The sequence below is a fragment of the Mongoliitalea daihaiensis genome (genome assembly GCF_021596945.1).
Taxonomy (GTDB): Bacteria; Bacteroidota; Bacteroidia; order Cytophagales; family Cyclobacteriaceae; genus Mongoliitalea; species Mongoliitalea daihaiensis.
The window spans coordinates 2,507,708-2,524,606 of the sequence record NZ_CP063779.1 but is presented as its reverse complement, the minus strand read 5'-3'; the positions used below and the strand labels follow the sequence as shown (position 1 = coordinate 2,524,606).

Below are 16,899 nucleotides of genomic sequence, written 5' to 3'. Positions count from 1 at the left end.
TCTTTTTTTTTACAATATATTCAAGGCTTGTTCCTTGACTTTTTCAAGCTCATCTTTCATGATAACTACTGATTGTTGCATTTCAGCATCGTTGGCTTTGGAGCCAATTGTATTTATCTCTCGCCCGATTTCTTGGGAAATAAACCCTAATTTTTTACCTTGATTGAGCGCCTCCAATAAATTCTTCTCAAAATAATTGAGATGCATCTCTAAGCGGACTATCTCTTCTGTGATATCAATTTTCTCAAAGTAATAAATCAATTCCTGCTCGAATCTATTTTTATCAAAGCTATTCTCTTCCAACCAATCTGCAAAATTAGTCCGAATCCGTGATCGTACACGTTCTTTTCTCATAGGATCTAATACTTTTACCTGACTGAGTTGCAAACGAATGATTTCAAGATTGGAAAGGAATTTCTCTTGCAGTGCATTACCTTCATCCATTCTAAACTTATCACAGTCAGTCAGTGCTTGTTGAATGGTTTCCTTTACGATAGGCCAATCCTCCTCTGAGGATGACTTTTCAACGACTGACGTCATAACGTTTGGTGACTGTAGGGCCAGTTTAAATAAGTCGTGTACTTCTACCCCACTACGATCACTTAACTCTTTGTATTTCAAAATATATGATTGAAACAGTTCTTGATTAAAGGAAACGGGGAGTTCAGCAGCTGATTTTTGCGTAAGTTCAATTGTCAAATTAACCTTACCTCTATCCAATACTTGACCAACAAGATTCCTAATTTCCAACTCCTTATCAGAATATTGCCTTGGACTGCGGATGCTAAGGTCGAGAAACTTAGAATTAAGTGTTTTTACTTCAACTGTAATAATCAGTTGATCACTTTCATAGATAGCCTGGCCGTAGCCAGTCATGGATTTAATCATAACAAAAAGGTTGATTTAGAAATTATACCCTAAGGTAACATAAAATCTTAAATCCTCTGTTTCGAAATTCCTTACAGGTCTTGCTACATCAAACTTGCAATAATAATTCAAGAAAATCGTGCGTAATCCAGCACCATAACTTTGCAGCCATGCACTCCCAAAATTATTCAATGTGATTACGAATGGAGAACCAGGGGTTCGTATTATTTCTGTGTTTTGATCATTATTTCTTTCCCATGGTGCCGCATCATTCCAAGCAGACCCAACATCATAGAAGGCTACCAATTGGAAATTTTTAACAAAATTGGAAGTTATATTTCCTCTGGACAAGTATGAGAAAAGCGGCAGTCTTAATTCACTGGTGAACGTGACTACATTTCTTCCTCTAATTTCATCAAATAGGAAACCTCGAAGATCAACAAACTCTGCAAACAAAATATTCGAGTTTTCAACACCCTCTGGATTCCTCACCGGAGATTGTTCAGGACGATTAGCTGGTGGTGTACGGAATTGGTTAAATAACCAATTGTTCATCCCTCCTACCAAATAATTTTGAGGATTTTGTCCAAAGAAGGAACCCGCAAAAAGCCTTGAGGCAAATACTATATTCTTATGTATTTTCTGATAGTTTCTGAAGTCCAAGTAAAAATTTGAAAAAGAGCGCTCTCCCAAATTTAATCCTTGATAATGCCTCAACCCTATTTTACCTTTCATTCCTTGTTGAGCATATAGTCCTATTTGCTGGGTTTTATCCAAAACAAATTCAGCCGTACCTCCTACATAGTTAACATCTAACCGATTCCTTTCAGGGAATTGACCACGAATAATCGAGTCTGGATTCAAATTAAAGTATTGAGTTTGCGCAATGAATGGAGCAGCGGTAAAGCGTGCATGAACATTTACAGGATAGGAGAAACCCAATTCAGCTTTGTTTAATACATAGCGTTGGAAAGTAAGATCACCTTGATTAACTTGTATAGCTCTTCGGTCATATCTCAAGCGTGCATCTACCCGTTGTTTCAGATACTCATATTCAAACATTACATCACTACCAGATCGAAAATCCAATGGTGTCATGATCGAACCCCTGAAAACATGATTGTCTAGGATATCTGTCATTTCTCCTGCAAGCTTGACTCCAAATCCTCTCAATGGATCAATAACCCAATCTGTATTGAGGCTACTTGTGATGAATTGCTGTTCTATTCTACGAGGACCTACTACGCGCTTTTGTAAGCCTTGTCTTCTAAAATTCTCTAGCAAATTACTGCGCGTTGATGCCTGAGTCCGCGTAGCTTCGACAAGTGCAGATGCAGCAGGAATGGTGTCAAAAATGTAATTATCGGTATCAATAGCGCCACTTCTTTCAAAACGCAAACGGTCTACATTGATACTGCCGATTAAATTTTGAGGCGTTGGCAAACTATCACTAAGGATTGGTGGAATTGTATCTCTTGGACTCACTACTTCCACTCGCTCTCCTTGACTGGCTACTCGCCCACTCATAATATCTTCCAATCGAATATTCAATGAGGTATCTGCTTTAACAGTCGACGGTCGAGTGTTTCTATCAAACGTCGGCCTTGGCTCAGTGGCTACCCTTTCTTCTACATCCATTTCTGTACGCCTTGTTGCAATGCGTTCAGATAAGTTCTTGGCTTGAAGCAATTGAACTCTTGGTGTACTAGGGGTGAATTGATCCGCATTGGAAAAAGACTCCACTATCAGCCTACTTTGATTACCATCTCTTACCGAGTAAGCTATTCTGTTGATTCTTGAAGAATAGTCGAAAGCTTCTAAACTCTTATTAAATGCTGAAACCTGACTTAAAATACCGTTGGAAATAGTCAATCGGTTTAGGTTCATAATTCCACTTTGATCACTTAACAATAGTAAATTATTGCTATTGAGTACCCGTGGTTTGATGTTGAGATTATTTTGATTGGTCAACTTCTGGAGCTGATTTGTTGTGTCCGTCAAATCTACTTTATAGAGATTGAAATAATCAGGTAACTGTTTGACATCTGGTGTACGGGTCAAAACAGAATCTGGAAGATCTGCACGATTTGAAGCAAAAATTATGGTCGAATCATTTAAAAATACAGGATAGATGTTATCAAACACATCATTTGTCAATCTTCTTCCAACCCCACGGACATTCAACGTATATACATCTGTTCTGCCGTTCGAAATTGCAGACAATACCATATTTCTACCCGTAGAGTTGAAATCTAAGTTTAAAATCTGAGTAATATTCCGTAAGAAAATCCTGTCTTGAGCAGAACCATCAATGGCGCGAGATCGGAGGGTTGTCGTTCCTCTTCGAAAGGTTGCAATAGTTAAATTCAATGTATCCCTCCAAGCTATCACAGGAGATGTTAGGTTGGCAGGTTGGTCAGGTGTAGAAGATCCTCCAGAAAATATTGTACGCTCTCTGCCCGATGACATTTCCCTTACTTGAACCTTAAATTTCCCTCCATTATTGATTACGTATGCTAAATGCTTCGCATCCGGACTGAATTTGATATCATTGATTGCGCCTAGATTAGAAGGATTTGTTTCATTAATTTGATTAGACTCATTAATACCTTTGAAAGATGTAAAAACTGGCTCGCTTGTTGATACATAAAAACTTCTCCATTGTTCTAAAAATGACTTATAGTTCAAGCCAATGGTATTAGCAATGGAATTTTCTTCATTCCGGTTAATTCTACTCAAATTGAGGATACTAGAAATGTACCGGCGCCCATATTTTTCTACCACAAAATTCCAAACAGACTGCCCAACCCAAGACGCTTCTGCCTCTTGTAATCGATGTAGTTTGATATTTTTATTATCCTTGAAATAGTGTCTTACAAAATCATCCATTTCCCTGCTCCATCCATAGCCTATGTATCGCGCAGCCCCATCGATGTACCAATCTGGAAAACTATTTATGAGATTGGATTGAAAAGCATCCACAATAGTGGATCCATACAACATCTCTTCAATAATGATTTTGGAAGTGGTGTAAAGTAAATCTTTCTTGAATTTCTCCCAAGTTCCTTCAAAAGCCACTTCTCCAATCAACCGACTAAAATAGGTTTGTCCGTCAATTGTGTATTCATCTTTATTTAAATTAAGATTACTTTGGAGTAACTCCTGTGGTGAGTTATAGATAAATACCTTAGGTTTTGTATAGGCAACATATCCGATCAATTGGGTCAATCGATCAAATTCACTTTCTAAAAAATCAATGGCCATTCTTGCATTATTCATCCCGCCATCGAAATAATACACTTCGAAATTATTAGATGAATAGAAGTACCATTCAATATTTTTATGCTGAACACGGTTTTTACCAAATCGATCCCTATCAAATTGCGCAAAAACAATGCTCGGTGCTAGAGAAAAGAGAAGTATGAAAAGAGGTAAGATTCTTGATTTCATGTACCAATTACATTGACTTTTAAATATACTTAAAAAATCCACTTATGTTTATTTCCATCTGCTAATGTTGACTTCTTTTTCTGGATTTTGATTATTTAACAACAAATCTGTCATTACTTTACTAAAATATGGAGTTAAAGACACACCCTTGGCGCCGAATCCATTGAAGATATAAACGCTTGAAAACTCAGGATGTTTTCCTAAAAACGGTTTTCGATCCTTTGTAGCGGGCCTGATTCCTGTCCGGTGTGCAACAAGTACTTTTTCATTGGAAACCATCAATTTATCTAACTTTTCAAAAATCTCTTCTTTAGCCCGTTCGGTTGGACCGCTATCCAAATCATGCCAAGTGTAGGTAGAACCTACTCTGAGATTGCCATTAGAAAGAGGTATTCTGAATACTCCGCGATTGATTATTTCGTCTGGTACAAAATCTTGTTGGATATCTAGTATTTCTCCTTTAACAGGTGCGAAAGGCGCGTTGGAGAAATATTTACTTCCCATCGTCCCTAATCCATTGCAGTAAACGATCCCCTTAGCATTAATTTCCTTGTATCGAACGCCTGTTTCTGTAAACATCAAGAATTCTTCATCATATCGCTCTTCCCGATAGGCATCCAATCGGATAAGATAATCTCGGTAGGTATCTAAATAGGTAGGTATATCCAAATACCCCGATTGCGCAAGCAAAATCCCCCCATATGGATTGACTACTTCTGGGAAATGTGTTTGTTGAAAAATCTCCTGAAAGTATGCTTGAAACCCTTCCTCCCCACTGTAGCCCATCCATTCATTCTGTTCCTCAATCGACAAAAAAGGCCTATAAATTGCCTTCTTATATAGAAAATTAATTTCTAGTTCTTTCTCTAGCTGCTCATAGAAAGGCTCAATCTCTGGGAATAAGACATCACCCTTCCATGTTTTTACCATTTTTTTGCCTGTAATTGGATTATACAACCCTGCTGCAATTCTACTGCTTTGATTTTCATGTGGCAAGTCCATTACCAAGACTTTTCGGCCAGCTTTTAGAAGGCGATAAGACAATGCGGTACCCGCTAAACCTTGACCAATGAGTAAAAAGTCGATTTCCATACCCAAAAATAGCTGCTTTCTTTGTTATTTTGAGATTTCTAACTAACTATCGTCCATGCTTTATCTTAAAACATTCACCTTTAACCCTTTTCAGGAAAATACATACATCGCCTACGATGAGACAAAAAAGGCTGTCATCTTTGATCCGGGGTGTTATGAGAAACAAGAGAGAGATCAATTGACTTTTTTTATTCATCAAGAGCAATTAGAGGTAGTAGCACTTATCAATACGCATTGCCATATAGACCATGTTTTGGGTAATGCTTTTATTAAGCATACCTACCAAGTCCCTTTGTGGATCCACTCAAAAGAAATTCCTGTACTCAAATCCGTATCTGCCTATGCCCCAAGTTATGGATTTCAGGCGTATCAAGAGACGGAAGCAGATGAGCTCTTAGATTCTCACACAAGATTTAAGATAGGGACTGAATCATTAGAAATTCGTTTTGTACCCGGACATGCGCCAGGGCACCTAGTATTTTACCATGCTCCTTCGGGTATTTGTATAGTAGGTGATACGTTGTTTCAAGGAAGTATAGGTAGAACAGATCTTCCGGGAGGAGATCATCAAACACTTCTTGCTGCCATCCGAGAGGAATTATTTACCTTGCCTGATGATACAAAAGTTTATCCAGGGCACGGTCCCGCCACGACAATAGGGATTGAAAAAATTCATAACCCATTTGTTGGTAAAAACGCACGATTTTGACTTTCAAACAACACATACCCAATAGTCTCACGAGCCTTAACTTGTTCTCCGGAATGGTTGGTATTTACTTCGCCTTTCAGGGAGACTTGACATTTGCAGCCTATTGTATCTTCCTTGCCGCTGTTTTTGATTTTCTGGATGGCTTTGCCGCAAGGTTATTAAAGGTCAGTAGTGAGATTGGCAAACAGCTTGACTCTCTCGCAGATTTGGTGACATTTGGGGTCTTGCCAGCCTTTATTCTATTTCAATTGATTGAGCAAAATACGTCAAACACCATATTGCCATTTATTGCATTCATCATTGGCGTTTTTTCCGCAGTTCGATTAGCCAAATTTAATATAGATGAACGCCAATCCGATCGATTTATAGGGGTTCCAACACCGGCGAATGCTTTGTTTATATCAACTCTTCCATTTCTGATGGATAAATTTGGAAACTCAGTAGCCTTTTTGGAAAATGCTTATGTACTTGTATGCTTGGCTCTGATTTGCTCCTTTTTATTAGTTGCTGAATTACCCTTGATAGCCTTAAAATTCAAAACTAAGCAATGGAAAGGCAATGAGTTTCGATTTATTTTAATCATCCTTGGAGCCACATTGATATTATCTCTTGGCTGGGCAGGTATTCCCTTGCTAATTATTACGTATATTGTGTTGTCTGTAGTGGAAGGATTAGTACAAAAGAATGCGCCGTAGTGTAACAGTTTATTTTTTATTATTCATGTGTTGGGTTAATAGCCTAGCACAAGAACTGTATATGAAATTTCCTATTACAGCAGAAGGGATGTACGCCATCTCAATGGATGATTTACGGCAACATGGTTTCAATAATATTTCAGAAGTTGGAATCTTTGGTCAACATGGACCATTGAATCAAGTACTTACGGAAGATTTTAAAGAACCACATCAACTACCTAGTCAAGTTATTGGAAACCGTCTTGTCTTTTATGCACAAGGTCCGCACCGTGTAGAAGCCTCTGCCAACACACTCCATATCCAAAGCAATCCCTACACAGATACTCTTTTTTATTGGGTTGGTAGGACGACGCAGCCTCAGCGCATCAGTTCAGCCGCACAAGCAAATGCTAGCCTTCCTGTGATCAATCAGCTTGCCTTTATTCAATTTAGGAAATGGCAAGAAGATAACATCCTTAACTCTGGAAGAAATTGGTATTCCCGACCTTTTTTCGGTGGTCAAACATTTAATTTTAGCATGCCCCTTTCCAGTAAAATGGGGAATACGCATGAACTGTTTATCCACTACCTTGGACAAGCAGTAGCTGAAAACCGGTTTCATATCAGCGTAGCTGGACAAAATTTTGAAACGTTCCCTATTCCACCAATTCCCAATACCACCTATGGTATCAAAGGAATCGAGGGCTTGTATCAACGAATGGTTACCTATTCCGGAAATGAACTTCAAGTGAGAACACGCTACGAGTCTTCTGACTTCAATGGAGCCGGCTTTTTAGATTTTGCCATCCTATCCTCGCAGGTTTCAGTGGCCAATCTTTCCAATGCAGTTTACCTACACCGTGGAAATTTAGCTAGACTTACTCCTGATGGAAACAGACTATTTTGGAAAATAAACTCAAATTTTGAAGTTCACAGCATTTCTGAAGATGCAGAAGTAAAGCCTCTGGATAAAATTGCAAGTTATCAGGAAAATCAAATCCCACTCATTCGTAATTTTCAACCCGTAAATCTATCGAGTAGGACTGCTCATCAAAATGCATCTCTTTTAATCATTACGCACCCCCTGCTCCAAAATCAGGCTAATCGACTTGCCAACCATAAAATCAGTAAGGGCATACAGACTGCTGTTGTTTTGATTCAGGACGTTTTTGACGGCTATGCCTATGGAAACAGAGATGTTACAGGCATTCGCAATTTTATTGCGGACAAGTACCAAAATGGTGGAAACCTAAAAAACGTATTGTTTTTAGGTAAAGGCACGTATGATTATAAAGGGATTTTCCGTGGAAGACCCAATCTTGTACCTATATACACATCAAGAAATAGCTTGAATCCTTTGATGACCTACAGTTCTGATGACTATTTCGGGATGATTGCATTCGGAATTGGGTTTTGGGAAGAGTCTCCAGCAGGAGATGCTCCTATGCAAATTGGAGTTGGGAGAATTCCAGCCATCAATGCCCGGGAAGCACGAGAGGCAGTAGATAAAATCATCAACTATGAAAACGTAGATCAGGCTTTGGGGCCTTGGAAAAGCCAGCTAGCATTTGTAGCGGATGACGGAGACAACAACATACACATCACAGATTCCGAAAATCATATTCGGTATTTGGAACAAAACCATCCCGAATTTTCAATTCAGAAAATATACTTAGACCGATTCGAGCAAATTGAAGACGCGTCCAACCGTCAACGTTCTCCCGAAGCTCAGGAAGCCTTCCGCAAATCCATAGAAAATGGAGTCTTATTCCTGAATTTTATAGGTCACGGCAATGAAAACACCCTGACAGCAGAAGAAATATTTACTGTCTCCCAACTTAATGACTGGAGAAGGCATCCACATTTGCCTCTAATTATCACAGCCACCTGCGAATTTGGAAGGCATGACAGTCCTCTGCTCCGCTCTGCAGCAGAAGAAATGATCTTTGCAGAAGGAAAAGGTGCTTTAGGGCTTCTTACTACGGGAAGGCCTGTGTTTTCTTCCATCAACTTTCGATTGAATAGTGCCTTTATTCAAGCAGTATTTAAGCAAGATGAGGGTGAATGGAGAGATTTAGGAACCATATTCAAACTTACCAAAAACAATAGTTTAAATGGCTCTCTAAATAGGAATTTCTCACTTTTAGGTGACCCTTCCTTAACATTGGCTCTCCCCGATCTTCGTACTAGTACTGAACGGATAGTGGATATCAATCTGAATTCGGAAATTTCCAAAATTTCGGGAGGGCAACTCATAGCCATCGAAGGAATCATAGAAGATCCACTTACAGGGGCACAGTTAACTCACCAAAAAGGTGAATTTAATCTCCAAATATTGGACAGACCCAAAGAGTTTACTACACTTGGAGATGAGAACCCGACCATCACCTTACAAGAACGCACCAATGCCCTCTTCCAAGGAAAAGGATTGATTGTTGATGGAAAATTCCGCTCGGAGGTTTTCATTCCTACGCATATGGAAGAATCTTTGGCAAAAGGACAAATCAGAATCTTTGCAACCTTAGAAAATGGCATGGAGGCATTTGGTTCAGATGCCATTACCCTGGAAGGCAGCATGAGAAATTCTTCTGACACTGAGGGACCTCAAATCTTATTGAAATTTGGATTGGAAGAAGACCCTACTCTCCGTAGTTTTGAGACAGCATTTATCCCTTTACTCATAGAATTAGAAGACGAAAGTGGAATCAATGTGTTGTTTACCAATCCTGCAAAAAATATTGTCCTCGATATTAACGGCGAACGACAAGAAATATTGAACGCATCGTTCCAAGCATTAAATAATCAGTTTCAAAAAGGCACCGTTAGAACAGCTTTGCGTGGTCTGCGAGACGGTACCAACACGGTAAAAGTTGAGGCTTGGGATAATGTCGGGAATCAGTCCATTATTCAAACAACAATAGAAATTAAAAATACAAATGTATTGAAAATCATTGACTTAGTGAATTATCCTAATCCAACGATTACTCATAGCAGATTTAAAATTGTACAAAATCGTCCAGGAGAAAACCTAATTCTAATCTTACGTGTTTATTCTTTGATGGGGCAAGAAATAATAACAGAGCAAAGGCGTTATATTGGAGCAGAATTTGTAATTGATGATTTGGAATGGAAATTTTTCCAAACAGAAACAAAATTTCCAGCAAAAGGGACTTATATTTACAACTTACAGCTGATATCTGAACGCGACGGCAGTTCGGACACTAGGTCTGGAAAAATACTGATTAAATGAAAATAAGTAAACAATCATTTCCGAAGGTTTGGATTTTTTTGGTAGTCACCATGATGTCTTCAACTGCTTTTGGACAGAGTTCGTCCATCATATCAGGACAAGACCCGAATAATCGTGTGATCACCACGGCTGTTCCATTCCTAAATTTCGCACCTGATAGTAGACATTCTGCCATGGGTGATGCAGGAGTTGCGTCCTCACCAGATGCCTTTTCAGCTCATTGGAATGCTGGTAAGTTAGCATTTATCAAAAATGACATGGGATTTTCTCTTTCCTATTCTCCATGGTTGGGAAGATTAGTGAACGATATGTCAGTAAGTTATCTGACTGCCTACAAAAGAATTGATGAAGTTTCTGCTTGGGGTGTGGACATTCGCTACTTCAATATGGGAGAAATGGAATGGACCGATGGAAGAGGTAATGAATTGGGTGTTTTTACACCTAGGGATATTGCCATCGGCGGTACATACTCTAGGAAATTATCTGATAAATTAGGCCTTGGAATATCGGCTCGTTTTATTCATTCCAACCTTTCTGGCAACATTTCTTCTGCAGGAGGAACGGAAAGTAGGCCTGGCGTAACAGTGGGAACAGATGTAGGTTTATATTATGCCAAAGAGATATTTCCAGGAGAAAAGACAGGAACACTATCTTGGGGAGTAACTATTGCCAATATTGGACCAAAAATAACGTATAACAGTGCAGAAGATTTAGATTTTATTCCTACAATGTTGCGTGTTGGGATGGGGTATTCCATCGATATGAATGAATCCAATAAAATCACATTCTTGTTAGATATCAATAAGCTGATGGTTCCTTCGCCCCCCATATTCAGAAGAGACGAAAACGGATTGATCATCGTTCGTCCTGACGGAACACCTGAAATCGCATCTGGTAGGGATCCGAATAGACCTTTGTTATCAGGTATGTTTGGATCATTTGCTGATGCTCCAGGAGGTTTTAGAGAGGAACTACAAGAATTAATGATTTCAGCAGGTGTCGAATATCTACACAGAGAAATGTTTGCTTTACGTTCGGGATACTTCTATGAAAACCCTAACAAGGGTGGAAGAAGATTTATCACTGTGGGTCTTGGCTTAAGATATCAGGAAAAATTTAATTTTGACTTTTCATACCTCATACCACAAGTTCAAAACCATCCTTTAGGTGAAACAGTCAGATTATCTCTAAGCTACAATATTCCAACAAGATGAGTTTAGACAGAACTACTGCTCCTCCCTTTATCATTCCGGAGGAGATTTCTTTTATTAAACCTACGAAAAGGACTCTACCCAATGGAGTCCATTTGTATTTTAACTCTACACCAAACCTTGGAGCTGTAAGGATTGAAGTAAATGGAGAATCCCTTAGAGGAGAGCTTGGCGTTACAAAAAAAATGGTTTCCTTCTTTACCTTACACATGTTACTCGAAGGAACTGTTACTAAGTCGGGAGCTGAATTGGATGATTTCTTTGATTATTATGCCTCGGAAGTTGAGATCATCTCCAGTTTCGAACATCAAGGTATTGCGCTGCTTACTACCAAGAAACATTTTTCAAGTGTTCTTCCAGTATTCAGAGAATTGATGACAGAAGCCGTTTTTCCTGAAAAGGAACTTCAAAAGCTAAAATCACAAAAAGCACTCAATATCAGTATCCAATTCGAAAAAAATGCTGTAAGGGCTTCTCACCTTTTTCGTCAACAATTATTCGGCGAATCTCACCCCTATGGGATGATTTCAGAAGAAAGGGATGTTGCGTTGATCAACCGTGAAGATTTAGTAGATTATTATCAAAACTATTTGTGGGTCAATCCGGAAATTTTTATTGCGGGAGATCTTACTGAAAATGAATTAGAGCTAATTGAAAATGTTTTGGGGGATTTACCTGTACATAGCTACCAAAGTACCCCTCCACAATTTGCCAATATTGGAAAAGAGTTACTAATTGAAAACAGAGAGAAATCTGTACAATCCAGCGTTCGCTTGGGCTGCCATCTAATCCCTAAAACACATCCAGATTATCATGCCCTTTCTGTGTTCAATACCTTTTTAGGTGGTTACTTTGGGAGCAGATTGATTAAAAACATCAGGGAAGACAAAGGTCATACGTACGGTATTTATAGTAGTATTGGTGGTTTGAAAAGTTCGGATTACTGGGTGATCGCAGCAGATGTTAAAAAAGAATATACCTCTGAAGTTCTGGATGAAATCTACAAAGAACTGGAAATCCTGCAATATCAAGAGATACCAATTGAAGAGTTGGAAACTGTAAGAAATTACCTCATTGGTAACCTACTTTCTACTTTTAGCTCATCATTTGAATTGATTAACCGGTTTAAGGGGATTCATCAAGCTGGCCTCGACCTATCCTTCTATGAAAACCGCCTATCATTCCTGAAAAATTTCCAAGCAGCAGATATTCAACGAACCGGCCAACAATTGATATCCCAAGATTACTTCGTAGGTTCTATTGTCGGGTAAATTTCCTTCGCATGAAGGTTAGATTTTCTTTGAAAGGTAGAATGAATGACATGTCCAAACGTAGCCAACAAACAAATTGACTCCAACAAAGCTGAACATGTGAAAGGCCTATTTCTTTACCGAGTTGAATAAAATCCTCAGCTACGCTGAAATTACCAGAAACTACAGCCATTTTCAATTCATAGGATACTCGCTTGATAAGTGCTTGGTGCTCTTCTGCTGTTTGATTGAGAACTTGAATCTTCCTACAAACTTGGTATGTTGACGGAAGCATGCGAGAATTTCTTGCTTGGTATTGGGTGGCAGAAAAAGAATGTTGGTGGATTGTCTTCTCCACGCCCACCACCCCTGTATAGAATAGAGGATATTTTCTACTCATTCGGACCATCATGTCGAAATCTTCATATACCAAATGCTCGTCGTACATACCTTCTTTTTTAAATTTTTCTGTATCAACTACCAATGAAACCGACAATACTGGATTTCCTCCTACAATCGACATATAAAGATTCCCTTCTTCTATATGGCTTTCTGTAGTAGTTTGATAAAAATGAGAAAAGGTTTTTCGCTCCCTTTCAAATAAAAGTACATTAGAAAATACTGCCCACGCCTCTGGTTTTTCTAGCAATCTCTTAACAGCAATATTGATATGATCAGCCATCAAAATATCATCCCCTGAGAGATCTATAAAGTACTTCCCTTTAGCATGTAAAAACACTTCATTAAATGATTGGCAATAATTTTTTGTAAATGGATGAATGAAAACAGATGCAGGGATATGTGAAGGGCATCTTTTTAAAGAGTTTTCTATGATTTTGAGACTAGCATCCCTACTCCCATTATCGATTATCAACAATTCCAAATGAGGGTATGTTTGACCAAATACACTTTCCAGTGTTTGGTTAATCATGGACTCCTGATTGTATACCGTACAAATGATGGATACTAGCGGCAAATCATTTATATCTTCAATTAATGTTACCATTTTGACCTTTTAAAGAACAGCTCTTAGACTATTTTTTTTAATACTTTTCTTCCCCAGATATCATTCGTGCATCTACTGTTTTAGAGGTTAAAATCATCTTAATCAAAAAATGCATTGAAGGAATCCTTGAATAGGAAACAAAAGCAGAAGACTCTTGATTATGGAAAAGAATAACGCTTTATCTCCGCTTCTTCCATAAATTCACAGCTCTCCTGCTTCATAGTTTTGCTGCAATTCTTTGAATTTACTTTTTTCCCGAATATAATTATCCTCATCAAAGACCTGATCTGAGAGCACTAAAAGAACAGCATCCGCCTGAAAAGTAAGTTCAGACCAAGCAAATGCCGGCAAATACAGCGCTTGATCTGCGCTATTCAGACAATAAAGCGTGTGAGTTCCATCCAATAGTTCCATGGAAACATGCACAGAACCTGCTAAACAGACAAGCAGTTGATTTTCATTGGTGTGGGCATGTACGCCCCTTTTGGCACCTTTGGGCACATCTTTGATCCAAAATATCCTTTTAATAGGCATTTGAATCAATGCTCCCAATTCGGCAAAAGTTATCCATCCATCAGTACTTTGTTTACTTGGTAAATCTAAAAGATAAGGCCGTTCGATCATTTGCTTCATGATTTAAAATTACACTTATCGCTTAATAAATGGGGGGAAAAAATCTTAATTCTTATTTTTACATGCTTAAACTTGAAAGCATTGGAAGCAGAAGACAGTTACTTAACTCTTGCAGGAAACTCAGAAGCTATATATAAAGAAAAAGGAAGCAAATTCTTGGCTTTTGCTTACCCTGTTTCCTCAGAAGAGGAAATAAAAGAACATTTGGAAAGTCTACGAAAGAAATACTTTGATGCCAGGCACCATTGTTACGCTTACATGCTTGGAAAAGAAATGACCCAATACCGAGCCAATGACGATGGCGAACCCAATCATTCTGCTGGGGACCCTATCCTTGGACAGATTCGATCCAATCAATTGACTAACGTGCTAATTGTGGTTATCCGATATTTTGGAGGTACCAAACTTGGAGTTAGCGGTTTGATTCAAGCCTACAAAACAGCAGCGGGGGAAGCTATTGCAGCCAATACCATCGTGACGGAGATTCTATGTTCAACGGTTAGCGTCTCATTTGACTACATACAGATGAATCAAGTCATGAAAATCATTAAAGACTACCAACTGGATATTTTAGAACAAACTTTTGATAATACCTGCCTGATGAAAATCAAGGTCAGACAAGCGCTTACAACTGAAGTCCGTGAGAAATTTGCGGAGGTAGCTAACGTAGATTAGCAGTTAAATAGGGAGTCCAAGTATCCTTGGTACTGAAGTTTTTTATAAATTTCTAAACATGCCCAAGCATCCGTGGCTGCGTAAACCTGTTGTTTGTTGGTAAGTTCTAATGACTCCCAATTGGAAACCTGCTCACTTTTGCTGATCCGAATATTCAGCACCATTCCGCAAAGATTTCGAACACCCACATTTTCAAAACCGACTTTTTTCAACTCCTCATTAAGATCAAAGAAGCCATTGGGCTGAAAGTCAATCGCTAGTTTCCTAAGGGCTCTTAAGTCATCTAGGACAGCAGCGCCTACTTTCACTATTTCTGGGTTTTCAAGTACCTTTTGGATGGGTCTTGGCAGACCTATTTTGTTTAAACGAAACAAAAAAGCTTGATCTGGAGTCGAAAGCTGTAAAAGCGACACCTGATATTGCACACCTTTTCGGAAAGAGGGCCTTGTTTCTGTATCAAAACCCAATAATTGCTCACCTCGAAGACTTTGCATCACTTCCTCTATCTGATCCAAGTCATCAATCAAGTTGATCTCTCCTTCAAACTGACCAAGGGGTAATTCATTAATCTCCTCTTTGCTTATACGCATAGGAATCATACCGCAAACTCTTTTTTAATCTCCAACATTTCCTCCTCAGAGTAATAGTTAATTCCCAATTTCAAGTACCCAAAAAGAATTGTCATAAAGGGTGAAATGATATTGAAAAAACAATAAGGCGCATAGGTTAAAGTAGCAACCCCCAAAACAGAAGCTTGTGTAGCTCCACAGGTATTCCAAGGAATGAGCACCGAAGTAACCGTTGCCGAATCTTCCAATGTACGGCTGAGATTTTCCCCTTTCAATCCTTTCTTTCTATAAATATCTGCATACATTCGTCCAGGTACCAGTATCGCCAAATACTGATCAGAGGTAGTGACATTGAAAAACATGCAAGTGGCTGCCGTAGAAGCGATTAATGACCCAATCGAGTGAACTTTTGCAATCACTGCCTCCGCCAATACACGAAGCATACCACTTTCTTCCATAATTCCTCCAAAAGCCATGGCACACAAAATCAACCAAATGGTATTCAACATGCCCGACATTCCTCCTGTAACCAATAATTCATTTACAACTTCATTGGTAGTTACAATGCTGATTTCTCCATAGAGGGCCAACATCACTGCTTTGAATGAGTGATAAGCATAGCCTACTGCTTCTGTATTGGAAATGGTCAGGATTATTTCCGGCTGGAAAATAACTGCAAAAACACCTCCCAAAATAGCCCCTGCTAATAACGCCGGCACCGCAGGCACCTTTTTGATAATCATTGCCAAAACCAATACAGGCACGATAAACAACCAACCAGAAATATTGAAAGTATCAACAATGATGGCTGATATTTCTCTTACTTGATCTACCGAACCTTCGGCTCCTATTGTGAAACCAATGATCCCAAAAATCACCAATGTGATAGCAATAGAAGGAAACGTAGTCTTGGTCATGTGACGGATATGAGTAAATAAATCAGTCCCTGCCATCGCTGGTGCCAAATTGGTAGTGTCTGACAATGGAGACATTTTATCACCAAAGTAAGCTCCAGATATAATAGCTCCAGCAATAATGCCCTCTTCAAACCCAAGCGCCTTTCCTATACCCAACAGAGCTACACCGACTGTTGCTACTGTGGTCCAGCTACTTCCTGTGGATATGGAGACTATGGCTGATACAATACATGCCGCTATTAAAAAAATGGTAGGATTTAATATTTGCAATCCATAATAAATCATTGCCGGTACTATCCCACTTAATAGCCAAGTGCCTGCTAGTGCGCCTATCAGCAATAGAATCAAAATACTGGACATGGCAGAAGAAATACTCTTAACGATCCCGTCTTGCAAATGCTCCCATTTAATCCTAAGTCTGAAAGTGGCCACCAAAGCTGCTACCGCAGATGATACAACTAATACAACTTGATTTGATCCTGATAATCCCTCTGTACCAAAAATACCAATATTGATCACCAACAAAACGATCAAGAAGAGTATCGGAAAAAGAGCTTCCGACAGGGTGGGTTCTTTCCGCTGAATAGCCATTCAAT

At 39.0% G+C, this 16,899-nt stretch carries 13 protein-coding genes; 6 read left to right on the top strand and 7 right to left on the bottom strand.

The annotated features are described in order from the left end of the window. Nucleotides 1-9 precede the first annotated feature (9 nt). Genes IPZ59_RS10655 through IPZ59_RS10645 form a run of 3 tightly spaced genes read right to left on the bottom strand, consistent with a single transcriptional unit; the run spans nucleotide 10 to nucleotide 5,409 of the window. A complete protein-coding gene (locus IPZ59_RS10655; protein WP_236136030.1) occupies nucleotides 10-888 on the bottom strand; it encodes a YicC/YloC family endoribonuclease in 879 nt (292 codons plus the stop codon). Nucleotides 889-903: 15 nt separating this feature from the next. Continuing rightward, nucleotides 904-4,317: a BamA/TamA family outer membrane protein gene (locus IPZ59_RS10650; protein WP_236136029.1), complete on the bottom strand. Its 3,414-nt coding sequence runs from the start codon at nucleotides 4,315-4,317 to the stop codon at nucleotides 904-906. A gap of 48 nt (nucleotides 4,318-4,365) precedes the next feature. Continuing rightward, nucleotides 4,366-5,409 carry an NAD(P)/FAD-dependent oxidoreductase gene (locus IPZ59_RS10645; protein WP_236136028.1) on the bottom strand — a complete coding sequence of 348 codons (1,044 nt, stop codon included), beginning with the start codon at nucleotides 5,407-5,409 and terminating at the stop codon, nucleotides 4,366-4,368. A 55-nt stretch (nucleotides 5,410-5,464) separates the two neighbouring features. On the opposite strand from IPZ59_RS10645, the gene IPZ59_RS10640 reads away from it, so the two are divergent. From IPZ59_RS10640 to IPZ59_RS10620, 5 genes are read left to right on the top strand one after another with little or no spacing between them, the layout of a single operon-like run. Beyond that, complete coding sequence (locus IPZ59_RS10640; protein WP_236136027.1) at nucleotides 5,465-6,118, top strand: MBL fold metallo-hydrolase; 654 nt, start codon at nucleotides 5,465-5,467, stop codon at nucleotides 6,116-6,118. After that, nucleotides 6,115-6,813 (top strand): CDP-diacylglycerol--serine O-phosphatidyltransferase, encoded by a 699-nt coding sequence (gene pssA, locus IPZ59_RS10635; RefSeq protein WP_236136026.1) that lies wholly within the window; start codon nucleotides 6,115-6,117, stop codon nucleotides 6,811-6,813. Before IPZ59_RS10640 ends, pssA begins: the two co-directional genes overlap by 4 nt. Continuing rightward, a complete protein-coding gene (gene porU, locus IPZ59_RS10630) occupies nucleotides 6,803-10,042 on the top strand; it encodes a type IX secretion system sortase PorU (RefSeq protein ID WP_317208004.1) in 3,240 nt (1,079 codons plus the stop codon). Before pssA ends, porU begins: the two co-directional genes overlap by 11 nt. Beyond that, nucleotides 10,039-11,256 (top strand): type IX secretion system outer membrane channel protein PorV, encoded by a 1,218-nt coding sequence (porV, locus tag IPZ59_RS10625; RefSeq protein WP_236136024.1) that lies wholly within the window; start codon nucleotides 10,039-10,041, stop codon nucleotides 11,254-11,256. The genes porU and porV overlap by 4 nt, the downstream gene beginning before the upstream one ends. Next, nucleotides 11,253-12,524 carry a M16 family metallopeptidase gene (locus tag IPZ59_RS10620; RefSeq protein WP_236136023.1) on the top strand — a complete coding sequence of 424 codons (1,272 nt, stop codon included), beginning with the start codon at nucleotides 11,253-11,255 and terminating at the stop codon, nucleotides 12,522-12,524. The genes porV and IPZ59_RS10620 overlap by 4 nt, the downstream gene beginning before the upstream one ends. Here the strand turns inward: IPZ59_RS10620 and IPZ59_RS10615 are convergent. Beyond that, nucleotides 12,511-13,509, bottom strand: a complete 999-nt coding sequence (locus IPZ59_RS10615) for a glycosyltransferase family A protein (protein WP_236136022.1) — start codon at nucleotides 13,507-13,509, stop codon at nucleotides 12,511-12,513. The genes IPZ59_RS10620 and IPZ59_RS10615 overlap by 14 nt on opposite strands. Before the next feature lie 201 nt (nucleotides 13,510-13,710). Next, entirely contained in the window at nucleotides 13,711-14,142 is a 432-nt protein-coding gene (locus IPZ59_RS10610; RefSeq protein ID WP_236136021.1) for a sugar 3,4-ketoisomerase, read from the bottom strand. A gap of 81 nt (nucleotides 14,143-14,223) precedes the next feature. On the opposite strand from IPZ59_RS10610, the gene IPZ59_RS10605 reads away from it, so the two are divergent. Beyond that, a complete protein-coding gene (locus tag IPZ59_RS10605) occupies nucleotides 14,224-14,817 on the top strand; it encodes an IMPACT family protein (protein ID WP_236139799.1) in 594 nt (197 codons plus the stop codon). On the opposite strand, the gene IPZ59_RS10600 is transcribed toward IPZ59_RS10605, so the two are convergent. Together IPZ59_RS10600 and nhaC are read right to left on the bottom strand one after the other, a co-directional pair. Beyond that, the gene (locus IPZ59_RS10600; RefSeq protein ID WP_236136020.1) at nucleotides 14,814-15,416 is read right to left on the bottom strand and encodes a 3'-5' exonuclease; all 603 of its coding nucleotides are present in this window, start codon (nucleotides 15,414-15,416) and stop codon (nucleotides 14,814-14,816) included. The genes IPZ59_RS10605 and IPZ59_RS10600 overlap by 4 nt on opposite strands. Further along, nucleotides 15,413-16,894, bottom strand: coding sequence for a Na+/H+ antiporter NhaC (gene nhaC / locus IPZ59_RS10595; protein WP_236136019.1), 1,482 nt, complete (start codon nucleotides 16,892-16,894; stop codon nucleotides 15,413-15,415). Before nhaC ends, IPZ59_RS10600 begins: the two co-directional genes overlap by 4 nt. Nucleotides 16,895-16,899 lie beyond the last annotated feature (5 nt).